Source organism: Sphingopyxis sp. FD7, assembly GCF_003609835.1.
Lineage (GTDB): Bacteria > Pseudomonadota > Alphaproteobacteria > Sphingomonadales > Sphingomonadaceae > Sphingopyxis.
This window is the reverse complement of the sequence record NZ_AP017898.1, coordinates 446,397-469,080: the sequence shown is the minus strand read 5'-3', so window position 1 is coordinate 469,080 and position 22,684 is coordinate 446,397. Positions and strand designations below refer to the sequence as shown.

General features: G+C 64.3%; 20 protein-coding genes. 8 read left to right on the top strand and 12 right to left on the bottom strand.

Annotated features, from left to right (window positions below):
* Positions 1-56 precede the first annotated feature (56 nt).
* Positions 57-728: a glutathione S-transferase family protein gene (locus SPYCA_RS02185; RefSeq protein WP_120218775.1), complete on the top strand. Its 672-nt coding sequence runs from the start codon at positions 57-59 to the stop codon at positions 726-728.
* A 166-nt stretch (positions 729-894) separates the two neighbouring features.
* Here the strand turns inward: SPYCA_RS02185 and ubiG are convergent, their stop codons facing one another.
* On the bottom strand, positions 895-1,734 hold the full coding sequence (gene ubiG / locus SPYCA_RS02180) for a bifunctional 2-polyprenyl-6-hydroxyphenol methylase/3-demethylubiquinol 3-O-methyltransferase UbiG (protein WP_120218774.1): 840 nt from the start codon (positions 1,732-1,734) through the stop codon (positions 895-897).
* Positions 1,735-1,891: 157 nt separating this feature from the next.
* Here ubiG and SPYCA_RS02175 point away from each other — a divergent pair, with 157 nt between their 5' ends.
* Entirely contained in the window at positions 1,892-3,139 is a 1,248-nt protein-coding gene (locus SPYCA_RS02175) for an aspartate kinase (RefSeq protein ID WP_120218773.1), read from the top strand.
* 82 nt (positions 3,140-3,221) lie between these two features.
* Here SPYCA_RS02175 and SPYCA_RS02170 read toward each other — a convergent pair whose 3' ends face one another.
* Positions 3,222-3,788 (bottom strand): septation protein IspZ, encoded by a 567-nt coding sequence (locus SPYCA_RS02170; RefSeq protein ID WP_120218772.1) that lies wholly within the window; start codon positions 3,786-3,788, stop codon positions 3,222-3,224.
* Between the two features lie 334 nt (positions 3,789-4,122).
* Positions 4,123-6,324, bottom strand: coding sequence for a catalase/peroxidase HPI (gene katG / locus SPYCA_RS02165; protein ID WP_120218771.1), 2,202 nt, complete (start codon positions 6,322-6,324; stop codon positions 4,123-4,125).
* Between the two features lie 324 nt (positions 6,325-6,648).
* Between katG and SPYCA_RS02160 the strand changes: the two genes are divergently transcribed.
* From SPYCA_RS02160 to SPYCA_RS02145, 4 genes are all read left to right on the top strand, one after another.
* Positions 6,649-7,653, top strand: coding sequence for an NAD(P)H-dependent flavin oxidoreductase (locus SPYCA_RS02160; RefSeq protein ID WP_120218770.1), 1,005 nt, complete (start codon positions 6,649-6,651; stop codon positions 7,651-7,653).
* 32 nt (positions 7,654-7,685) lie between these two features.
* Complete coding sequence (locus SPYCA_RS02155) at positions 7,686-8,423, top strand: hypothetical protein (protein WP_232003461.1); 738 nt, start codon at positions 7,686-7,688, stop codon at positions 8,421-8,423.
* A 66-nt stretch (positions 8,424-8,489) separates the two neighbouring features.
* Positions 8,490-10,787, top strand: a complete 2,298-nt coding sequence (gene ptsP / locus SPYCA_RS02150) for a phosphoenolpyruvate--protein phosphotransferase (protein ID WP_120218769.1) — start codon at positions 8,490-8,492, stop codon at positions 10,785-10,787.
* A 133-nt stretch (positions 10,788-10,920) separates the two neighbouring features.
* A complete protein-coding gene (locus SPYCA_RS02145; RefSeq protein WP_120222104.1) occupies positions 10,921-11,931 on the top strand; it encodes a glycosyltransferase family 2 protein in 1,011 nt (336 codons plus the stop codon).
* Here the strand turns inward: SPYCA_RS02145 and SPYCA_RS02140 are convergent.
* From SPYCA_RS02140 to SPYCA_RS02130, 3 genes are read right to left on the bottom strand one after another with little or no spacing between them, the layout of a single operon-like run.
* Entirely contained in the window at positions 11,928-12,875 is a 948-nt protein-coding gene (locus tag SPYCA_RS02140; RefSeq protein ID WP_120218768.1) for a lysylphosphatidylglycerol synthase domain-containing protein, read from the bottom strand. The genes SPYCA_RS02145 and SPYCA_RS02140 overlap by 4 nt on opposite strands.
* The gene (locus SPYCA_RS02135; protein ID WP_172594956.1) at positions 12,872-14,089 is read right to left on the bottom strand and encodes a glycosyltransferase family 4 protein; all 1,218 of its coding nucleotides are present in this window, start codon (positions 14,087-14,089) and stop codon (positions 12,872-12,874) included. The genes SPYCA_RS02140 and SPYCA_RS02135 overlap by 4 nt, the downstream gene beginning before the upstream one ends.
* Positions 14,090-14,106: 17 nt before the next feature.
* Positions 14,107-15,840: a hypothetical protein gene (locus SPYCA_RS02130; RefSeq protein ID WP_120218766.1), complete on the bottom strand. Its 1,734-nt coding sequence runs from the start codon at positions 15,838-15,840 to the stop codon at positions 14,107-14,109.
* A 76-nt stretch (positions 15,841-15,916) separates the two neighbouring features.
* Here SPYCA_RS02130 and SPYCA_RS02125 point away from each other — a divergent pair, with 76 nt between their 5' ends.
* Positions 15,917-16,333 carry a GFA family protein gene (locus SPYCA_RS02125; protein WP_120218765.1) on the top strand — a complete coding sequence of 139 codons (417 nt, stop codon included), beginning with the start codon at positions 15,917-15,919 and terminating at the stop codon, positions 16,331-16,333.
* A 64-nt stretch (positions 16,334-16,397) separates the two neighbouring features.
* Here the strand turns inward: SPYCA_RS02125 and SPYCA_RS02120 are convergent, their stop codons facing one another.
* From SPYCA_RS02120 to SPYCA_RS02095, 6 genes are all read right to left on the bottom strand, one after another.
* Positions 16,398-17,717 carry a replication-associated recombination protein A gene (locus SPYCA_RS02120; RefSeq protein ID WP_120218764.1) on the bottom strand — a complete coding sequence of 440 codons (1,320 nt, stop codon included), beginning with the start codon at positions 17,715-17,717 and terminating at the stop codon, positions 16,398-16,400.
* A gap of 7 nt (positions 17,718-17,724) precedes the next feature.
* Entirely contained in the window at positions 17,725-18,882 is a 1,158-nt protein-coding gene (locus tag SPYCA_RS02115) for a glycosyltransferase family 4 protein (protein ID WP_120218763.1), read from the bottom strand.
* Positions 18,883-18,923: 41 nt separating this feature from the next.
* The gene (locus SPYCA_RS02110) at positions 18,924-19,868 is read right to left on the bottom strand and encodes a hemolysin family protein (RefSeq protein ID WP_120218762.1); all 945 of its coding nucleotides are present in this window, start codon (positions 19,866-19,868) and stop codon (positions 18,924-18,926) included.
* Positions 19,869-19,887: 19 nt separating this feature from the next.
* Positions 19,888-20,394 (bottom strand): rRNA maturation RNase YbeY, encoded by a 507-nt coding sequence (ybeY, locus tag SPYCA_RS02105; protein WP_120218761.1) that lies wholly within the window; start codon positions 20,392-20,394, stop codon positions 19,888-19,890.
* Positions 20,395-20,750: 356 nt separating this feature from the next.
* Positions 20,751-21,617, bottom strand: coding sequence for a sigma-70 family RNA polymerase sigma factor (locus SPYCA_RS02100; protein ID WP_120218760.1), 867 nt, complete (start codon positions 21,615-21,617; stop codon positions 20,751-20,753).
* The gene (locus tag SPYCA_RS02095) at positions 21,617-22,072 is read right to left on the bottom strand and encodes a carboxymuconolactone decarboxylase family protein (protein ID WP_120218759.1); all 456 of its coding nucleotides are present in this window, start codon (positions 22,070-22,072) and stop codon (positions 21,617-21,619) included. The genes SPYCA_RS02100 and SPYCA_RS02095 overlap by 1 nt, the downstream gene beginning before the upstream one ends.
* A gap of 140 nt (positions 22,073-22,212) precedes the next feature.
* Here SPYCA_RS02095 and SPYCA_RS02090 point away from each other — a divergent pair, with 140 nt between their 5' ends.
* The gene (locus SPYCA_RS02090) at positions 22,213-22,590 is read left to right on the top strand and encodes a DoxX family protein (RefSeq protein ID WP_120218758.1); all 378 of its coding nucleotides are present in this window, start codon (positions 22,213-22,215) and stop codon (positions 22,588-22,590) included.
* Positions 22,591-22,684: the final 94 nt, after the last annotated feature.

Genomic DNA, 22,684 nt, shown 5'->3' with positions numbered 1-22,684 from the left:
ACAGCTTACGAGTATAGCCGTTGCGCGCCCTGCCCCCCTGCCGCTATGCCAAATCCATGTGGCAACTTTACCAATTCCCGCTCTGTCCCTTTTCGCGCAAGGTCCGCCTGCTGCTTGGCGAAAAGGGTGTCGGCTACGAATTGGTGCGCGAATCGCCGTGGGAACGCCGCGACGAGTTCATCGACCTCAATCCCGCCGGCCGCACCCCGGTGATGGTCGATCAGGCGCGCGGACAGGTGCTGATCGACAGCATGGCGATCGCCGAATATTTCGAGGAAACGGTCGAGGGCAAGGCGATGATCAACGGCACCGCCGCCAACCGCGCCGAAATCCGCCGCCTGACCGCATGGTTCGACCAGGATTTCTATTATGAAGTCACCGGCCCGCTGCTTTTCGAGCGGATGCAGAAGCGCATCGTCCACCGCCAGCCGCCCGACAGCGGCGCGCTGCGCGAGGCGATGAAGGCCGCGAACAACCATCTCGACTATATCGACTATCTGATCGATCACCGCACCTGGCTCGCCGGCGCGACGATGAGCCTCGCCGACCTGGCCGCCGCCGCCCATATCTCGGTCGCCGACTATCTGGGCGGCATCGACTGGACCGGGCATGAACAGACGAAGGGCTGGTATTCGGGGCTGAAATCGCGACCTTCGTTCCGCCCGCTGCTCGCCGAGCGGATGGAGATTGTGACGCCGCCCAAATATTATGAGGATGTGGATTTTTGATGCGCCACGGAAGCCCCGGCGAAAGCCGGGGGTTCCGAGGCGTCAACCCCCGCGAAGGCGGTAAACGGTAGCATTTCCCTATCCTCGTCATCCCGGCGAAGGCCGGGATCTCGCCATTGCGTCAGGCCGAAACGATGAGATCCCGGCCTTCGCCGGGATGACGAAGCTAGGGTTGAACGCCCGAGACGCTCTTGTCCACCCACCGCGCGGTCATCAGATAGTTGAGCGCCTCACTGCCGCCGAGCTTGAAGCCGCGCGCCGGTGATGGCGCCAGCCCGGTGCGGTCGATGACCTCCAGCCCCACCCCATCGAGCAGCGCTGCCAGCTCTTCGGGCTTCAGAAACCGGTCCCAGTCGTGCGTCCCGCGCGGCACCGCCCCGACACGCTCGGCCGCCTCGACGAGCAGCAGCTTCGAGGCGATCGTGCGGTTCGGGGTCGAGAGGATCATCAGCCCGCCGGGCGCAAGCCGCGCCGCCAGCTCGGCAACGAAGGCAGCCGGATCGGCGACATGCTCGACAACCTCCATCGAGGTGACGAGATCGAATTGCCCTATCCCTTCCCCGTTCGTGTCGAGCGAAGTCGAGACACCGAGAAGGCGCGCTTGACCGATGGGCATCTCGACCTCGCTCGATGCGAACGCAATAGGAAGGTCAGCCAGTTCGCCCGCAAAATAGCTGATCGCCAGCCCCTGCCCCGCCGCATGGGTCCGCGCCGCGGCGATATTTTCCGGCGCGGCATCGACGCCGGTGACCGCGGCGCCCATCCGCGCGAGCGGTTCGCACAGCAGTCCAGCACCGCAACCGACGTCGAGCGCGCGTTTGCCCGCCAGCGGATGGCGCTCGCGCGCATCGACGTGCCAATGCATGTCGATCTGTTCGCGGATATAGGCAAGGCGCACCGGATTGAGGCGGTGCAGCATCGCCGACGATCCGCGCGGATCCCACCAGTCGGCGGCGAGCGCGCCGAAATGGGCGGCTTCGTGCGGATTGATCGTGGCAGCACTCATGCGAAGCGATGTGGCATCCTGCCTTCGCGGGCGCAAGAAAATCTATCGTGGAGAGGCCTTCATGCGCTTGCCATAGCCTGTCCCCTTGCCTAACAGCCGAACGCCGCAGAATTGCAGGAAAGTTGCGGCCGAAACCAGTTCAGGAAAGCGGGGCGAGATGGCGCGGATCGTGATGAAATTCGGGGGCACGTCGATGGCGGGCACCGAGCGGATTCGCACCGTGGCGAAACTCGTTGCGCGCGAAGTCGCCAACGGCAACGAGGTCGCCGTCGTCGTCTCGGCGATGGCAGGCGAAACCGACCGGCTGGTGGGTTTCTGCCGCGAAGCGAACCCGCGCTACGACCCCGCCGAATATGACGTCGTCGTCGCATCGGGCGAACAGGTGACATCGGGCCTGCTTGCGCTCACCCTTCAGGCGATGGGCGTCCCCGCGCGCAGCTGGCTCGGCTGGCAGCTGCCGATCCGCACCGAGGAAGCGCACGCGCGCGCGCGCATCGCCGACATCGACACGGGGGCGCTCGGCGCCGCGATGGCGAAGGGCGAGGTCGCGGTGATTCCCGGCTTTCAGGGCATGATGGACGACGGCCGCGTCTCGACATTGGGCCGCGGCGGGTCGGACACCAGCGCCGTCGCCGTCGCCGCGGCGGTCAAGGCCGACCGCTGCGACATCTATACCGACGTCGACGGCGTCTACACCACCGACCCGCGCATCGTCGCGCGCGCGCGCAAGCTCGACTATGTGACCTATGAGGAAATGCTCGAACTCGCGAGCGTCGGGGCGAAGGTGCTCCAGACGCGCTCGGTCGGGCTGGCGATGAAGATGGGCGTGCGCGTGCAGGTGCTCTCCAGCTTCGTCGAGGGCGACGAGGCGCCCAAAAAAGGCACGATGATCGTCAGCGACGAGGAAATAGAGGAACATCAGATGGAACGGCAGCTGATCACCGGCATCGCCCACGACAAGAATGAAGCGAAGATCATCGTCACGCGCGTGCCCGACAAGCCCGGCGCGGTCGCCAACATCTTCGGCCCGCTCGCCGCGGCCGGGATCAACGTCGACATGATCATCCAGAATGTCGGCCGCGAAAAGGGCGAAACCGACGTGACCTTCACCGTTCCCGGCGCCGACCTTTTGCGCTCGATCGACCTGCTCGAAGGCGCGAAGGAGAAGATCGGTTTCAACCGCGTCATCAGCGACGACAAGGTCGCCAAGGTCAGCGTCGTCGGCGTCGGCATGAAGAGCCATGCGGGCGTCGCGAGCACGATGTTCCGCGCGCTCGCCGATCGCGGCATCAACATCCAGGCGATCTCGACCAGCGAGATCAAGGTCAGCGTGCTGATCGACGAGGATGAAACCGAGCTTGCGGTGCGCGTGCTGCACACCGCTTACGGACTCGACGCCGAGTAGACACCGTCATTGCGAGCGCAGCGAAGCAATCTCCAGTTCGATGGCTGGGGATTGCTTCGCTGCGCTCGCAATGACGAAAGCGTTACTCACCAACCGCCGCACCGCGCCGCAGCCGCGCCTGCGTGACATAATGCACCACCATTATGTGAACCGCGAACAGGCCGAACTTCGACGCGAGCGGAAAGACGCCAATGAACAGCGGCCACCAGGCGGTGAAGAAAAGCGCAACGATCAGGTTCAGGCCCGCGCTCGCGAACATCATCGCCGACCAGATCATGCCGAACCGGTCCATCACGTCGCCGACGATCGCCATCTGTTCGGGCGGGATATAGCGGTTCAGCCAGCCCTTGCGCAGCATCACCGTCCCGACGATCAGATAGACGATCGTCGGCTTCGCCATCACGAAGCGCGGGTCGCCGGTGAACAGGGTGGCGGCGGCGGTCAGCAGGACTGACGCCAGACTGATCCATTGCAGCGCCGCGACCTTGTTGCCGCGCGCCAGCTCATATCCGACCACCGCCACCGCTACCACGGTGCCCGCGACCGTCGCCGGAACGATGCCGGCATCCAGGGCAAGCAACGCGGCAAAGACGATAATCCCGAGCGAATCGAACAGCATCGGCCCGATCGCATAAAGCAGCGTTCGCATGGCGCATCCTTTCGTCGACTCAATGTTGTCGTCGTAAACATTGCAACTCGGCTGCGCGGGGTCAAGCAGAAATTGACGTCGTTAACATTGCTGGCTGGCGAATGGCAGGAAGCGACCGGAAAAGGCTGACCTTTCCTGACCTTTGGGCCGATTGCGCCGGGCCGCGCCGACCGCTTCGCACCTCGAAGCCGTTGTCACGCCCGCGATCGTCGGTCAGGTGCGCGGCGCCCAAAAAAAAGACCCGCCCCCAGGCCCATGTCCCCGGAGGCGGGTCGCGACCCGTCGTCTGGCCGGGCGGGAGCGCCGCCGCTACGCGGTCGGCGCGCCCGCTCCGTCAAGCGAGGTCGAAACGGTCGGCGTTCATCACCTTGGTCCAGGCCTTGACGAAATCCTTGACGAACTTTTCCTCATGGCCGCTTTCGGCATAGACTTCGGCGACCGCGCGCAGTTCCGAGTTGGACCCGAAGATCAGGTCGGCGCGGGTCGCGCGCCAGGTCTCGCCGCCGCTCGCGCGGTCGGTCGCGACATATTCCTGGTCATCCGATCCCTCGACCGCCTTCCACACATTCGTCATGTCGAGCAGGTTGACGAAGAAGTCGTTGGTCAGCTGTCCCGAGCGCCTGGTGAAGTGGCCGTGACCGCGCTCGCCGTGGTTGGCGCCGAGCACGCGCAGCCCGCCGATCAGCACCGTCATCTCGGGCACCGACAGGCCGAGCAGCGACGCGCGGTCGAGCATCATTTCCTCGACCTTCACCGCCAGCTTCTTCTTGCCGACATAGTTGCGGAAGGCGTCGGCCTCGGGCTCCATCACCTCGAAGCTTTCGACGTCGGTCTGTTCCTGCGTCGCATCGCCGCGGCCGCCCACAAAGGGCACGGGGACGTTGAAGCCGGCATCCCTGATCGCCTTTTCCAGCCCGACCACGCCGCCGAGCACGATCGCGTCGGCCATCGACAGGCTGCCGCGCAGCCCGTCGAGCGTGTCGAGCACCTTCGCCAGCATCGCCGGTTCGTTGACCTCCCAGTCCTTCTGCGGCGCCAGGCGCACGCGCGCGCCGTTGGCGCCGCCGCGGAAGTCGGACTTGCGGAAAGTGCTGGCCGACGCCCAGGCGGTCTTGATGAGCTGGCTGACGGTCAGGCCGCTCGCCGCGATCCTGTCCTTCGCCGCCTGCACCTCGGCGTCCGAGGGCATGGTGCCCGCGGGGATCGGATCCTGCCAGATCAGATCCTCGTCAGGGACTTCGGGGCCGAGATAACGGACCTTCGGCCCCATGTCGCGGTGCGTGAGCTTGAACCAGGCGCGCGCGAAGGCGTCCTTGAAGGCTTCATGGTCGTTGCGGAACCGCTCGCTGATCGCGCGATAGGCGGGATCGCGCTTCAGCGCCATGTCGGCGGTGGTCATCATCGTCGGAACCTTGATGCTCGGATCCCACGCCGCGGGCGCCATATCCTCCTCTTTCTGATTGATCGGCTGCCACTGGTAGGCGCCGGCAGGCGACTTCACCAGTTCATAGTCATAGTCGAGCAGCAGGCGGAAATAATTTTCGGACCACTCGCGCGGCGTGTTGGTCCACGCGCCTTCGATGCCGCTGGTGACGGCATGTTTGCCGATGCCGCCGCTTTCATGGGAACTGACCCAGCCGAACCCCTGCGCGGCAAGGTCGCCGCCCGCGGGCGCCGGGCCGAGCAGCGCGGCGTCGCCATTGCCATGCGCCTTGCCGAAGGTGTGGCCGCCGGCGGTGAGCGCGACGGTTTCCTCGTCGTTCATCGCCATGCGCTTGAAGGTTTCCTTCATGTCGCGCGCCATGCCCGCGTCGTCGTGCGGATTGCCGCCGGGGCCTTCGGGATTGACGTAGATGAGACCCATCTGGATCGCGGCGAGCGGTCCCTCGATCGTCTCCATGCCCTTGGCGGGGTCGATGCGGGTCTGGACGCCCTCATTGACCCATTTGTCCTCGCTGCCCCAGTAAATGTCGCGTTCGGGTTCATAGACATCGACGCGGCCGCCGCCGAAGCCGAATACCGGGCCGCCCATGCTTTCGATCGCGACATTGCCGGCCAGGACGAACAGGTCGGCCCAGCTGATCTTGTTGCCATATTTCTGCTTGATCGGCCAAAGCAGGCGGCGCGCCTTGTCCAGATTGCCGTTGTCGGGCCAGCTGTCGAGCGGCGCGAAGCGCTGTTGCCCGCTGTTCGCGCCGCCGCGTCCGTCGGCGGTGCGATAGGTGCCCGCGGCGTGCCACGCCATGCGGATGAAGAAGGGACCATAATGGCCATAATCGGCGGGCCACCAGGGTTGGCTGTCGGTCATCAGCGCCTTGAGATCGTCCTTCAGCGCGTAATAGTCGAGCGACCTGAATGCCTTCGCATAATCGAAATCCTCGCCCATCGGGTTCGACGGGCCATTCGGACTCAGAATCTCGGTCGCCAGCATGTCGGGCCACCAATCCCGGTTGGTGCGGCCGAGCAGCGCGCGAACACCGCCGGGTTGGTGGACGGGACAGCCACCCGCGGGGTCGATGGGGGTCGGGTCGTTCATACAGTCTCTCCTCTCAAGGCTTTTGTGATGATGGTCGGGTGCGATGACGCGCGCATGACGCGTGCGGCCACCGGGCCACCGGAGAAAAACGTGGACTGACGTTGGGTCGTTGGCTTCCTCCTGTCGGATATCCGGAAGGATAGGCCGCACCGGCCAATCGACCTAACCGAATAAGCTGTATTCAGTCATCGAACGAAGCGATCAAGCGCCCCCACCCTTCCCGGCTTCCCCGCGCGCCGAACCGACTCGCGCGCGCGACGAGCCGCAAGCGCGATCATCGCTATCCATTGCGCCGAAACGCCGAGACTGGCAAAGGCGGCGTCAATGAGCAAAATACACGAACTGATGGCCCGCGGGACCGAGCTCCTCGGCAGCGACTATGCCATCCTCTGCGGCGCGATGAGCTGGGTTTCCGAGCGCCATCTGGTCAGCGCGATCAGCAACGCCGGCGGATTCGGCGTGATCGCGTGCGGTGCGATGACGCCCGAACTGCTCGACGCCGAAATCGCCGCGACCAGGGCGCTGGCCACGCGCAATTTCGGCGTCAACCTGATCACCATGCACCCGCAATTGTTCGAGCTGATCGCCGTCTGTGCCAAGCACAATGTCGGCCATGTCGTGCTCGCGGGCGGCCTGCCACCCAAGGGCAGTCTCGAGGCGATCAAGGCGTCGGGCGCGAGGGTGATCTGCTTTGCCCCCACCCTCGCCCTTGCCAGGAAGCTCGTCCGCGCGGGGGTCGATGCGCTGGTGATCGAAGGGATGGAGGCGGGCGGCCACATCGGCCCCGTTTCGACGAGCGTGCTGGCGCAGGAAATCCTGCCATCGCTTGCCGACGAACTGCCGATTTTCGTCGCGGGCGGCATCGGCCGCGGCGAGGCGATCGCCGCCTATCTGGAGATGGGCGCATCGGGGGTCCAGCTCGGCACGCGCTTCGTCTGTGCGACCGAAAGCATCGCGCATCCCAATTTCAAGAAAGCCTTCCTCCGCGCCTCGGCGCGCGAAGCGGTCGCGAGCGTCCAGATCGACCCCCGCCTGCCGGTGATTCCGGTGCGCGCGCTCAAGAACGCCGGGACCGAGGCCTTTACCGCCAAGCAGCGCGAGGTCGCGAACAAGCTCGACAGGGGTGAGGTCGACATGGCCGCGGCGCAGCTGGAGATCGAACATTATTGGGCGGGCGCGCTGCGCCGCGCGGTCATCGACGGCGACGTCGAGAACGGGTCGTTAATGGCAGGGCAATCTGTCGGTATGGTATCCGAAGAAGAGAGTGCGGCCGAAATCGTCGCATCGCTGGTGCAACAGGCCGAAGCGGCCTTGCACGCCCGGGGTTGATGCCGCACCTTTTTGCGGTTGGGGAGTGGGACATGAAACTGTCGCGTAAAATCATCCTGGCCGGCTTGCTGGCGAGCGTCGCCGCCTGCGCGCCGAAGCCGCCGCCCCCGCCGCCGCCGCCGCCCCCGGCGCCACCGGTTGTCGTTATCCCGCCGCGACCGTTGCCGCCGGGCAATGCGTCGCTGACACAGATTCTGCCGGGGCGCGGGATCGACGGGAAGTTCGTCACCGCGAACAGCGGCGTCACCGGCGAGCGCGCCTTCTGGCAGCTCAAGATCGGGCTGAACGTCGCGGCGATCGGTTGCCGCGGCCTTGAGGAAACGACGCTGGTTGCCGCCTACAACAATATCATCAAGACGCATGGCAAGACGATCCGCGAAACCGAACGAAGCGTGATCCGCAATCTGGGCAAGGAAACCAGGACCAACGGCACTGCGGCGCGCGATCGCCTGTCGACGCAGCTCTTCAACTATTTCGCGCAACCCCCGGCGCAACGGGCCTTCTGCGCGCGGGCGAACGAAATCGCGCAGATCGTTTCGGCCACGCCCAGCGCCCAGCTGGTCGAGCAGGCGCCGGTGCATCTGGGACGGCTCGACGAGCCCTTCATCGACTTTTACGAAGCCTATGCCAAATATCAGGCCGATGTGGCGGCGTGGGACGCAAAATATGCGCCGCGCCCCGCGCCGATAAGTGCACCGATGCCCGCAGCCATGCCGGTGGACGCCGCCGACACGACTGTCACGTCGCCCCCTCCGCCTTCCGGAAACTAGGCTGTGGTGAAGAGATAGCGCGCGACCTATTGGCGCGCGCGGCCTCCTTCTGATAGCAGGAGGGCGATGACCAACGCCCCGCCCCCGCCCTCGACAGCCGCCCAGTCGGCGCGCACCATATTGACCCGGCTGCACGAGGTCATGGCCTCGCGCGCCAACGCCCAGGGCAAGCTCAACCAGGTCGTCGGCATCATTGGCGAATGCCTCGACAGCGAGGTCTGCTCGATCTACCTGCTGCGCGACGGCGCGCTCGAGCTTTACGCGACGCGCGGGCTGAAACAGGAGGCAGTGCATGTCACCCGCCTCGGCCTTGGCGAAGGGCTGGTCGGCACGATCGCCGAGCAGATCGAAACGCTGAACCTCGACGAAGCCGCGGCGCACCCCGACTTTTCCTATCGCCCCGAAACGGGCGAGGAGTTGTTCCACAGCTTTGCAGGGGTGCCGATCATCCGGCGCGAGCGCGCCGTCGGCGTGCTTTGCGTCCAGCACGCCGAACCGCGCCGCTATGAAGAGATCGAGATCGAGACGCTGCAAACGGTCGCGATGGTGCTGTCCGAGCTGATCGCCAATGCCGATCTGGTCGACACCGCGGCGCGCACCGATGCCGCCGCCGCCGACCAGTCGGCGCAGCGGCTGTCGGGGCAGAAGCTGGTCGACGGCATGGGGGCCGGGGTCGCGGTGTTCCATCAGCCGCGCATCACCATCGAACATACGGTCGCCGACGATGTCGAGGCCGAGCGCCACCGCGTCTACGCCGCGTTCGACAAGATGCGCGAACAGATTGACCGCATGGCGAGCCAGGCCGAGTTCGGGGTCGGCGGCGAGCATGAAGAGGTGCTCGAAACCTACAAGATGTTCGCCTATGACGAGGGCTGGTCGCGACGGATCAACGAGGCGATCGACAGCGGGCTGACCGCCGAGGCGGCGATCGAGCGCGTCCAGCAGCGCACCCGTATGCGAATGCGCCAGATTGACGATCCGCTGCTTCGCGACCGGATGCACGATCTTGAGGATCTGTCGAACCGGCTGATCCGCATCGTGTCGGGACAGATGGGCACCGCGGCGCAGATGGGGCTCAGGCAGGATTCGATCCTGATCGCGCGCAACCTCGGCCCCGCCGAGCTGCTCGAATATGACCGCCGCCGCCTGAAGGGCGTCGTGCTCGAGGAAGGCTCGCTGACGGCCCACGTCATCATCGTCGCGCGCGCGATGGGCGTTCCCGTGATCGGCCGCGTCCGCGACGTGCGCAGCTCGATCCGCGAGGGCGATCTGTTGCTGCTCGACGCCGGAGCGGGAACGGTTCACGTCCGCCCGACGCCCGCCGTGCAGGAGGCATTCGACGCCAAGCTCGCCATTTCGCAGAAGCGCCGCGCCGATCTCGCTGCGCTGCGCGACCTTCCCGCGGTCACCAGGGACGGGGTGCCGATCGAGCTGATGATCAACGCGGGACTGCGCGAGGATGTCGCGGCGCTTGACCTTACCGGCGCGCGCGGAATCGGGCTGTTCCGCACCGAGTTCCAGTTCCTCGTTTCGGCGACGCTGCCCGCGCGCGAACGGCAGCAGCGGCTGTATCGCGACGTGCTCGACGCCGCGGGCGACCGCCCGGTGATCTTCCGCACCGTCGACATCGGCGGCGACAAGGCGCTGCCCTATATGAATGTCGAAGGCGGCGCGCAGGAGGAAAATCCGGCGATGGGCTGGCGCGCGCTGCGCCTTGCGCTCGACCGCGAAGGGCTTTTGAAGGTCCAGGCGCGCGCGCTGATGGAGGCCGCGGCCGGACGCACGCTCAACGTCATGTTCCCGATGGTGTCGGAGCCGTGGGAATATGAGGCCGCGCGCCAGCTGTTCGTCGGCCAGCGCGCGTGGCTTGCCAGCCACAACAAGAAGCTGCCGGTCGCGATCCGCTATGGCGCGATGCTCGAAGTGCCGGGGCTGGTCGAAACGCTCGACCTGATGCTGCCGCACCTCGACTTCCTGTCGATCGGCACCAACGACCTGACGCAATTTCTCTTCGCCGCCGACCGCGCGCACCCGCGGCTCGCCGAGCGCTACGACTGGCTGTCGCCGACGGTGATGCGCTACCTCGCGCGCGTGGTGAAAATCGTGTCGGGATCGAAGGTCGCGCTCGGCGTCTGCGGCGAAATGGGCGGGCGCCCACTGGAGGCGATGGCGCTGCTCGGACTTGGTATCGACCGCCTGTCGATCACCCCCGCGGGCGTCGGCCCGGTCAAGGCGATGATCCGCTCGCTCGACCTCGGCAAGCTCCGCGCCGACATGCCCGCGATCCTCGCCCAGCCGGCGCCCGACCCGCGCGGGCAGTATCGGGACTGGGCGGCGGCGCATGGGGTCGACCTGGGTGACTGACATCCGCCAAAGCCCATCCCCACAGGACAATCAGAGCCGCCCGGACGCACGCCCTAAGCAGTTGTTAACTAGTTTTCCCTAGCTTCCTCTAAGAAATTGGCGAGGTTTCGTGGGGATTTCCTGACACATGTATATGCGCGTAAGGCAGTTCGAGGCCGCAAGCCCCTTGCCACAGGAAAACCGCGCGCCAACCATCGCGGTCCTTCTCCCCTGCTATAACGAAGGGCTGGTTATCGCTACCGTTGTAGAGCGGTTCCGTTCGATGCTGCCCGACGCCGACATCTATGTCTACGACAATAACAGCAGCGACAATTCAGCAGACATCGCGCGCGGCTCAGGGGCAATCGTCCGCAGCGAAAAACGGCAGGGCAAAGGCTTTGTTGTGCGCCGCATGTTTGCCGACATCGACGCCGACATCTACCTGATGTGCGATGCCGACGACACCTATGACGCAGGAGCAGCCCCCGAGTTGATCCGCCAGCTCATCGATGACGGCCTCGACATGGTCGTCGGTACACGCACCGACGTCAGCGGCACTGCCTATCGGCCCGCGCACCGATTCGGCAACTGGATGCTGACGTCGCTCGTGCGGACGATGTTCGGCGGCGTCTTCAGCGACATGCTGAGCGGTTATCGCGTCTTTTCGCGACGCTTTGTCAAATCCTTCCCGCCGATGTCGCAAGGCTTCGAAATCGAAACCGAATTGACGATCCATGCGCTGCAATTGGAAATGCCGGTGGGCGAGATGCCCACGCGCTTCAAGGACCGTGTCGAAGGATCCGAAAGCAAACTCCAGACCGTCTCGGACGGCTTTCGCATCCTTTGGACTATCGGCATGCTGCTGAAACAGGAGCGGCCTTTTGCCCTGTTCGGTTCGATTTCACTCATGCTCTTCTGCCTGTCGCTCCTGTTCGGCTATCCGGTTATTGTCGAATATGCACAGAGTGGCACCGTGCCGCGCCTGCCGATGGCCGTCCTCGCGACCGGAACGATGATCCTGGCATTCCTGAATTTATTCTGTGGCCTCATCCTCGATACGGTTACGCGGGGACGAAAGGAGGCCAAGCTGCTTCGCTATCTCCAGCTTTCGAGCATCATGGCGAGACTCGAATCCGCGGCGGCGAATAGCGCCAACAATCGCTAACCGGGCGAAACCGCATCGAGCCTCATCCTGAGCCAGGATGGCGCCCTCATGAGCAGGGTGGACGCCGCTACCGCCAGAGAAACGCCCGTCAACAATATGCGATTCGCGAGAACGAACAGCACGATTCCGACAGGATCCACGCCGAAACGATCAAAAATGGCCGAGAAGCTCCATTCGGAGACCCCAAGCGCACCCGGCAACATAGCCACAGATGTGGCCAGCGCGACCAAAGGCACGCCTACCAGAATTGCGTCGATTGTGGCTGTTCCGATCGCGGCGTGAACAACAAGGTTCATTCCTGTCAGATTGGCGAGCCGTAGCAAGGAAATGCCATATAGCTTCAGCAGGACCGGGTGATCGAACCGCAACAATATCGCGGCTTTGCCACGGAAGATGGAAAATCGACGAAACGGTCGACAGAGGGCGGGCAACAAGATGGTCAGACCCAGCCCGAGCAGAGCGACCAGCGCTGCCCCCAACAGGTAGATGTCGATGTCGCGATATGCCAATGCAAATGCGGCAGGAACAGCCATAAGCAACACGACCGCAAAATCGGCCATTTGGTCGAGTCCTCCCGAGAATGCGCCTCTCAGACCGTTTTCGCCGTTCAAGCGATTGGCCATTCCGCGACAGGCGGCATGAACGAGCGGCGATGGAAGGAATGTCCCCAATGCCTGCGCCAGCGCTCCGGTCGTATAGGCGGGGCCGAAGGATGGACGTTCACCGGCCAAGACGCCTTCTATTATGGACCAGCGCCAGGACGAAAGCGCAACATGGCCCGCGACCAGAGCGAAGAGCGGCGCGATCGACCACCAGTTCAGATTATCAAGAAGGACAGCCAATTCGGCAGTCGAGACATCGAAATTGCGCAACCACAGCCACATCGCGAGCGCCGCAACAATGAGCGACAGCGATATGAATGCCGTTCGGTAGCTGCGGATCATGGGGTTTCTCCGCGCCGCTTCATCTCCTCGATCAACCCGATGTACCGACCGAAAAGATGCGCCGGAGAACAGTGTTCCATCACATAGGCTCGGGCTTCGGACGCGGGGGCTGTCGGGCACCGATCAAGCGCTGCGGCAAACCGCCCGGCGGTTTCGTGGGGATGTCCAAGGTCCACCCTTTCCGTCACGATGAAGGGCCGAAGACCAGCATCGGTTTCGAGTATCTGGTCGGAGCAAAGGACGCGGCAACCTGCCGCTAGCGCTTCACGCACGACAAGCGAGAAACTCTCTGACGGGCTGGGAAGGACCGTCACGTCGCTCGCCCGATAGAGCTTCGCAACTTGATCGCGGCCCAGATGCCCAAGAACTTTCACATTTGCGAGATTCCACAGCCGAGGGTCGATCGGGCCCGTTCCGGCGATGACGAAAGTCCAGTCCGGGCGACGAGCGGCCATGCCCGCAATGATCGATACACCCTTGCTCTCGGTCAATCGCCCGACAAAAGCGGCAATCCGTCGATCCCGTTCCAAGCCTAACGCAGCGCGATCCTCGTCCTTCTCTGCGCGATCGATCGATGGCCTGAACATGTTCAAGTCCAGCCCATGGCCGATTGTGAGACAGTCCGACTTGGTGCGGATCCTGGCAAAATGCCGCGCAACAACCGGACTGACGCATATCACCGTATCGGCGCTGCGAACCATGGGACGGACCACCAAAGCCTCCCCGATTCGCATTACAAATCTTGCGAGCTTCGACACGGTGGAGGGTTCTCCAACATGCTGAATCAGCAATGTCGGCGTTCGATTCCATTTAGCCACAAGAAAGGAGATCGCGCTCAGAATGAAGTTCGCTTCAGCGACGATGGCGACGTCAGCTCGATTTATGGCGCGTGAAATAGCGGGAATGCTCCACGGCATGGGAATGGGAAGCGGCACACCGCTCAAGGCGTATATGAAATCCGTACCAGTAACAGGCGTATATTTGATACCGGGTTGATCTCCGGGTTCGCCGTCAGCCTGCGACACCCATTCGACCCGCATTCCGGCACGATGCAGAGCCCCGGCGAGGTCCGCGCATGCGAGTTCCATTCCACCGCCGTGCGATGGGAAATAAGCGCTGAAGATTACAACTTTCGTCTGCGACGAGCCTCCTCTTCCGTCGTCTGCATCCACGCGGGGAATCGACGTCGCGCCGCCCGGGTCGATCCCGTCCATCTTCCTGTCCCCTTTCATCACAGCGGGATCAGTTCGCATCCAGCGCGACGCAATTGCGAACCGACCTTTTGGCTGATGTTTGCAGCACCGAATGGCGGCTCTAATTCATAATAACGCAGGATCGGTTCCAGATGTCGCGGTTCGGCAAGTGCAATGGTCGGCCCGGACGCGCAGAGAATTTTCATGAACTCGGGGGTCAGAGCCTGCCGTCGAAGACGGGTCGGCCCCTTGTCCAGAAAGGGTCGGTTGATGACGAGATCGATCGAGAACGGAGCGTCGTCCTCGCCGATCACAACATAATCGGCAAGGCTGCGATCAATGCGCGCCGAAACGGCGGCGGGAGATGCGTAGAAGCTATGAGCCATCCACAGCTGGAGCGGAAGGAGAAAGATTATGCCAAGACAGGTCGTGCGCAAAAGCAGCGAGCGCCACTCGGCCAAGTTTTCCCTCACCGACTCCCAGCCATAAACGGCGAGCAGAATACAACTGCCGATGAGACCATGTAGATAGCGATATCCAAAACCATGTCCTTGATAAGGCAATATCACAGCCATCGTCACGACTGTCAGCAAAATCCCCGCGGCCAACGCCCCCGCCAGTCGATCATGGCGAGCAACCGACAAACCGAGAACGAACAAGGGCACAAGCAATAGATGTTGCCAGGCGACGAAACGCAACAGGTTGGACACCATATTCGCGACCCGTAATCCATCTCCCATAGCCAATGCATTCATCAGCCGCGTCACATAATCGGCATGATTTGCATTTTGCGCGACATCACCGCCTTGCACCAGCATCGACATCCAGAGCGGCCACCACATCCAGAAAAGACCTATCGCAGCATAGCCGGTGAAATAGAGCGCCGCGCGGCGCCAGTTCCTTTCCATCAACAATAGGAAGAGAATGGGAGCGACGAACATCGGATGCATGATTGGCTGATGCAGTCCCACCGCGACAAAGCCTGTCATCAACGCCAGAACGTCTCGCCACCAACATCGCCGCAGGAACAACCACAGCCAGAGGAGATTGAGCGTCAGATGGGCCGGCATCGCATAGGCGGTCATGCCATTGACGAGAATCTGTGCGGAACCAGCATAAAGCAAAAGTCCCACAATCGCCGACTCATGCCGCTCGGGCCAAATGCGCCGACCGCAAAGCCAGATTGCCAGCGCACCGAGGAACGTCATCAACGGTCCGGCTAACGTCGGCGTCGCTACCAGACCTAACCACGCCCGCAGGGCCGCGTTGAAGGGCAGATAATCTGACAGCCAGCCAGCACGGGGATCGGCGGGGTACATGAACATCGTGTTGAGTGCCGCAGCATGATCGCGCCACACGCCGGTAAGGGGTGCAGTCAGTGTCCAGCGGGCGTAGACTGCGGCATCGAACGTCGCCATTTGCTCGTCGCGGCTGAGGTCGTATCCCGACAGAATCCAATAGTGGCCGACAAATGCGATCGCCGCCATCACAAGCCCGACGCCGAACGCCAATCGCCAGTCGCCCGCAAATGGCCGCGTTCGGGCGGGCAGCTTCCAGACAGAAAGTGCGAGCAACAGGGCGGCGGCGAGCAACAGCCAGCGATCCTGGCGATGAAGATAAAAAAGCGTCAGATTCGCATCGGGCCCGTACAGCGCCGCAATCGCAAAGGCGAGGATGACCAGCAGGAATGGCCGCCGCACGATCGTGCCGAGAAGCTCTTTTGTCATCATCGCGCTTCCCTGCCACAGCGTGAATAATTTGGCGTTAATCATCTTTGACAGCGTACTCGACCTCTGCCTGTCGTTTGTTTATGTTATGTTCTCATTCCGATTCATCCAGGAGAGCAAAATGACCACTCAAGCCCCCCGTGCCAGCGGCCAATGCCATTGCGGCGCGATCCGTTATTCGATGAGCACTGCGGTGCAGCATCATGCGCTTTGCCACTGTACCGATTGCCGCCGCCATGCGGGCGCGCCGATGGTCGGGTGGGGGCTGGTCGGCGCCGACGAGATCGAAATCAGCGGGGCGCCCAAAGTCTATTCCTCGTCGGAGCATGGCCGTCGCCATTTCTGCGGCAATTGCGGCACCGGCCTCTTCTATACCAACGAACAGATTTTCCCCGGCCAGATCGACGTGCAGACCGCGACGCTCGACGATCCCGACCTGATTCCCGCGCAGGCGCAGATCCAGACCGCCGAGCGCATCGGCTGGATGGAAAAGCTGGGCGACCTGCCGACATTCGAGCGTTACCCGCCCTTTGAATAGCATGGGTCGTGCGCGGCCGCGGCGACCATAGCCTTGACCGGCGCGCGACGACGATGGCGGCTGTTCAATCCTGCGCGCCGCGCCGCGCGTCCCACCAGGCCATGCGCTCGGCGATCCGCTTTTCAAAGCCGCGATCGACGGGGCGGTAATAGTCGCCCGGCGCCATGCCGTCGGGCCAATAATTGTCGCCCGAAAAGCCGTCGGGGGCGTCATGGTCGTAGCGGTAGCCCGCGCCATAGCCCAGATCCTTCATCAGCTTCGTCGGGGCGTTGAGGATGTTGGCGGGCGGCGCGAGGCTGCCGGTGTCGCGCGCCGCGGCCCACGCCGCCTTTTGCGCCGCATAGGCGGCGTTCGATTTGGGCGCGGTCGCGAGATAGAGGCACGCCTGCACGATCGCGAGCTCGCCTTCGGGCGAGCCGAGGAATTGATAGGCATCCTTGGCGGCGAGGCACTGCACCAGCGCCTGCGGATCCGCGAGGCCGATGTCCTCGCTGGCAAAGCGCGTAAGACGGCGGAGCACATAGAGCGGTTCCTCGCCCGCGACGAGCATCCGCGCGAGCCAGTAGAGCGCCGCCTGCGGGTCCGATCCGCGCAGCGCCTTGTGCAGCGCGGAGATGAGATTGTAGTGGCCGTCGCGATCCTTGTCATAGACCGGCATCCGGCGATGGAGGAATTGCGCCAGCTCGGCGGGATCGAGCGGGGCGTCGATCGCGACCGAAAACAGCGTTTCGACCTGATTGAGCAGGAAGCGGCCGTCGCCGTCGGCGCTGGCGATCAGCGCCGCGCGCGCCTCCGCCGTGACCGGCAGGCTGCGGCCGACCTCCCCCTCGGCGCGCTCGATCAGCGTTTCGAGCGCGGCGTCGCCGAGCCGGTTCAGCACCAGCACCTGCGCGCGGCTGAGCAGCGCGGCGTTCAAGGCGAAACTGGGGTTTTCGGTCGTCGCACCGACGAGCACGACGGTGCCGCGCTCGACATAGGGCAGAAAGCCATCCTGCTGCGCGCGATTGAAGCGGTGGATTTCGTCGACGAAGAGCAGGGTCCGCTTGCCCGCCGCGGCCATTTTTTCGGCATCGGCAAAGGCCTGGCGCAGATCGGCGACGCCCGAAAAGACCGCCGAGAGCGGCGCGAAGCGCATCCCCACCGCCTCGGCAAGCAGGCGCGCGATCGTCGTCTTGCCGGTGCCCGGCGGGCCCCAGAGGATGATCGACGACAATTGACCCGCGGCGACCATGCGTCCGATCGCGCCGTCGGCGCCGGTCAGATGCTCCTGCCCGACGACGTCGGCAAGGGTGCGCGGGCGCAGCCGTTCGGCGAGCGGCGCGGGGCCGGCCCTGGCGCCCGGGCGCTCCGCCGGGCTTTCGTCGCCGAAGAGGTCGCCCGCCATCGGACGCTCAGCCCCCGTGCCGCTGTTTCTGGCGGATCAGGCGCAAATAGGTGTCGGCGACCGCCTGGTTGATCGCATCCCACTGATAGGCGCCGCTTTCGCGCACCGCCGCGGCGCCATGGTCGGCGCGCAGCGCCGTATCGCTGCAATAGCGCTGAAGATGGTCGGCGAAGCCCGAGATCGACCCCGGCGCGACGAGATAGCCCGTCTGGCCGTGCTTGACGATACTCGCGCTCCCCGTCGCGCGCGCCGCAACCACGGGCAGCCCGCACGCCATCGCCTCGAGCGTGACATTGCCAAAGGTTTCGGTGATCGACGGATTGAAAAAAATGTCGCACGAGGCAAGCGCGCGGGCGAGGTCGACGCCACCCTGAAACCCGACGAAATGCGCATTCGGCAGCCGCGATTCAAACCAGTCGCCCGCCGGTCCCTCGCCGATCACGACGACCTGGTGCGCGACGCCGCGCCGCCGGAGCGCGTCGATCGCGTCGGCAAAGACGTCGAGCCCCTTTTCCATCACCAACCGGCCGAGGAAGGCGATGGCGGGCGTGTCGTCGGCGATGCCGAGCGACCGGCGCCAGTCCGGGTCACGGCGACCGGGGTGGAAAATCCCCTGTTCGACGCCGCGCGTCCAGATGCCGATGTCATAGTTCATCCGCTGGTCGCGGAGCACCTGCGCAAAGCTTTCGGATGGCGCGATCAGCGCGTCGCAGCGGCGGTAGAGGCGGCGCAGCCAGGCAACGACGAGCGGTTCGAGGAATGAGAGATTGTAGTAGCGAAAATAGGTTTCAAAGCGCGTGTGGACCGAACAGGCCACCGGGATCCGGCGGCGCCGCGCCCACGCCGCCGCCTGCCGCGACACGCGGTCGGGGCTGGAGATATGGACGATATTGGGCGCAAAGGCCGCGATGTCTTCGCGCACTCGGGATGAAAAGCTCAAAGGGATGCGATATTCGCTGCGCCCGGGGATCGCCATCGACGGCACGCTGACGAGGTCGCCCGTCGGTTCAAAATCGGGGTTGGCGACTGTCGGCGAATAGACGCGCACCGCCGCGCCATGCGCCAGGAGGTAGCCGACGAGGCGATTGAGCGCCTTGTTCGCGCCGTCGGTCGTCATATTGTAATTGCCGCTGAACAGAGCGATGCGAAGGTCCGAAACGTCCATCCAGTCGCGCCTAATCCCTCCGCCCCCCAAAGGCAATTGCGTCAGAAACCCTCGCGGCGCTCCGATGGCGCCTCCAGGTCGACCTCGATGGGCGGGTGCAGCCGCAGGTGATGGACGCGGCGTTCGTCGGCGTCGGTCACCTCGATCCGCCAGCCGCTGGGGTGGACGAGCACTTCGCCAACCTCGGGCACATGCCCCGCGAGCACCGCGGCGAGCCCGCCGAGCGTGTCCACATCCTCCTCGACCTCGGCCAGCCGCGGGTCGACCGCTTCGCCAAGGTCGTCGAGTTCGGCGCGCGCATCGACTTCCCAGCAGCCGCCCTCGCCCGCAACGATCAGCGGTTCGGGCTCGTCGTCATGCTCGTCCTCGATCTCGCCGACGATCTCCTCGACCAGATCCTCGATCGTCAGCAACCCCTCGGTCCCCGAATATTCGTCGATCACGATCGCCAGATGGGTGCGCTTGGCGCGCATTTCGGCGAGCAGGTCGAGCACGCCCATCGATTGCGGGACGTAGAGCGGCTGGCGGAGCAGGTCGAGCAGCGGCGGCGGCGGCCGCTTTTCGGCGAGCACGGCAAAGACGTCCTTGACGTGGATCATGCCGATCACTTCGTCGAGGCTTTCGCGATAGACCGGCAGGCGGCTGTGGCCCGCGTCGGCAAAGATGGCGAGGATGTCCTCGAACGTCGCGGTTTCGGGAATCGCGATGATCTCGCCGCGCGGCACCGCGACATCGTCGACCGTCTGTTCGCCGAAATGGAGCAGGTTGCGCAGCATCTTGCGCTCGATGGGGGACAGGTCGCCGACGATATTGCTGCCGCGGCGATCCTCGCCCTCTTCCTCGGCCTCGTCGATGACCTCTTCGATCTGTTCGCGCAGCGACGGTTCCTTGTCGCCGCCGAAGAGCAGGTTTCTCAGCCCGGACAGCAGCCCGGACCTGCTACTGTCCTCTTCCGATCGGCTCGAAGACCCCTGTTCGTCGGGCATGATTGCTGCGTGTCCCAAGTTAATCCTGATCCGCATATGGATTGGCGATACCCAGCGATGCAAGGGCTTTCACTTCCAAAGTCTCCATCGCCGCCGCCGCCACATCGTCCATATGGTCATAGCCGACCAGATGCAGCGCGCCATGAACGATCAGGTGCGTCGCATGATCGGCGAGCGAAACCCCCTTCTCCTCCGCTTCGCGCGCGCAGGTTTCGCGCGCAAGAACGATGTCGCCGAGCAGGATCTCGCCGTCATCGCTGTTGGCGAGGCTCTCGAGCAAATCGGCCTGCACCTGCGGAAAGGAGAGCACATTGGTCGGCTTGTCCTTGCCCCGGAAATCGTGGTTGAGCGCGCGAACTTCGGTATCGTCGGTCAGGCGCACCGCGACCTCGACCAGCGGCGCCGCATCGACGAGCGCGGCGAAGGGGGTGATCGCGAGCGCGGCGGCAACCGCCTCGGCCGCGCGCACTTCCCAGTCGAGCGCATCGGGCCACGGTGTCGCGGCGTGAGTTTCGACGCTCAGCACGAAAAAAGCCGCGCAGACAAAATGGCGGAAAACTGAGCAACTTCATTCGCAAATCGCGTTTTCGGGGCGGCGTTTGCCCCTGCGGGATCGTCGTTCGACATCATGCCCATCCGCTACCGCGCCGCGGCGCAGTAGGACAGCGTTTTTTGGCGGTTCTCCAGTGACGGTTTTTGGGGTGGGGAGCTGCCCTATAGCTCCGTCATGCTGGCTGCGGCGATGGCCTCGCTGTTTCAGCATTCATGGCCTGACCTCTGATCCGGCGCAGCGCCGGATCAGAGGTCAGGCCATGAATGCTGAAACAAGTTCAGGGTGACGATGAAGCAAAGGCCCGCCACCGATCGGAACCCACCCGCCCTTCAATGCACGTGCCGCAGCTTGTCGGGGTTGCGCATCACATAGATGCCGGTGATCCTGTTGTCCTCGATCTCGAGCGCCGTCGTCTGAAGCTCGCCGTCGGCTTCGCGCGTGACGAAACCCGGCAGGCCGTTGATGACGCCCATGCAAACCAGCGTCGAGCCATATTTACGCAGCAGTACCGCGATGCTGCGATGCACTTTCATCACCAGCGCCTTGCCAAGGATCGGGACCGCGGCCGCCGGGCGTTTGCCGCCGCCATCCGCCCACATGCCGACGTCGGCGGCGAGCATGGCGCCGAGCGCGGCCATGTCGCCGCTGCGCGACGCCTCGAAAAAGGCGTGCGCGATTTCCAGCCCGCGTTCCTTCTCCAGCCTGTAGCGCGGGCGCGCATCGCGGACGTGCGCGCGGGCGCGGGCGGCGAGCTGGCGCGTTGCCGCCGGATCGCGTTCGATCGTCCTTGCGACCTCGTCAAAGCCAACGCCGAAGACGTCGTGGAGCAGGAAAGCCGCGCGCTCCAGAGGGGAGAGCCGTTCGAGCGCGAGCATCAGCGGCAGGGTCACGTCATCGTCGGCCTCCTCCTCGACGAGCGGATCGGGGAGCCAGGGGCCGATATAGGTTTCGCGCCGCGCCCGCGCCGATTTGAGCTGATCGAGGCAGAGCCGCGTCACCGTGCGGCGCAGAAACGCCGCGGGTTCGCGCACTGCATTGCGGTCGGTGCCGAGCCAGCGGAGGAAGGCGTCCTGCACGACATCCTCGGCGTCGGCGACCGAACCCAGCATCCGGTAGGCCACGCGCGTCAGCATCGGACGCAGCGGGTCGAAATGCACCGCTGCGTCCGCGGCATCGTCGGGGCGCGTCGCCGTCATCAGGCCGCCTTGGCCGCGCCGCCTTCGTACCAGAGGTCGAAACCGACCGCGATCCGATTCCAGCCGTTGATGATGTTGATCATCAGGGTCAGGTTCACCTGTTCCTCCGGGGTGAAATGCGCTTCGAGCGCCTCTTTTGCTGCCTGCTGTGTGTGGCCTTGCGACAGCGTGGTCAAGGCGTCGGTCCAGGCGAGCGCGGCGCGTTCGCGCGGCGTGTAGACCGGCGCTTCGTGCCAGGCGGCGAGCAGGTAGATGCGCTGTTCGCTTTCGCCCAGCGCGCGGGCGTCGGCGCTGTGCATGTTGATGCAATTGGCGCAGGCGTTGAGGATCGAGGCGCGGATCTTGACGAGTTCGACCAGGCTTTTCTCGAGGCTCTTTTCGATCGCGAGGCTGGCGCCCATCCACTGTTTCATCAATTGCGGGGCGGCGGCAAAGGGGTCGGTTACGCGGGTCATATCATGTCTCCTTCAAGGGGGTTGTGCAGACATGACGAGACAGCATCGGCGGGTGTGACATGAACCGCAAAAAAAATGTCGCGGGCGCCGAAAAATCCACTAGCCTGCCCGTCTCGGCACAAGGAGAGGGAGGTCCAGCCATGAAGTTTCTCGATGGTTTCGGCGAACAGGCCTATGCGCTGCTGCGCATCGTGTCCGGGCTGTTGTTCCTGGCGCATGGCGTGCAGAAATTCTTCCATTTCCCGGTGGCCTTTCCCTATCCGCTCAATCCGATGCTCTATGCGGCGGGGATGATCGAGATCGTCGCCGGCGCACTGATCGTCATCGGCCTGTTCACCCGCCCCGCGGCCTTTATCGCGAGCGGGATGTCGGCGGTCGGCTATTGGGTCGCGCACGGCAGCCAGGGGCTTTATCCGATCGCCAATGGCGGCGAGACGATCGCGCTTTACTGCTTCATCTTCCTGTTCATCGCGACGCGCGGCGCGGGGGTGTGGAGCGTCGAGGGAGCGAAAAAATAGGGGTTTGACGTCGGTTTTCGACCGGTAGCGGCCATTCTCTCCCCTCCCGCTTGCGGGAGGGGTCGGGGGTGGGCAGCAGCGTGGCAATGGCCCA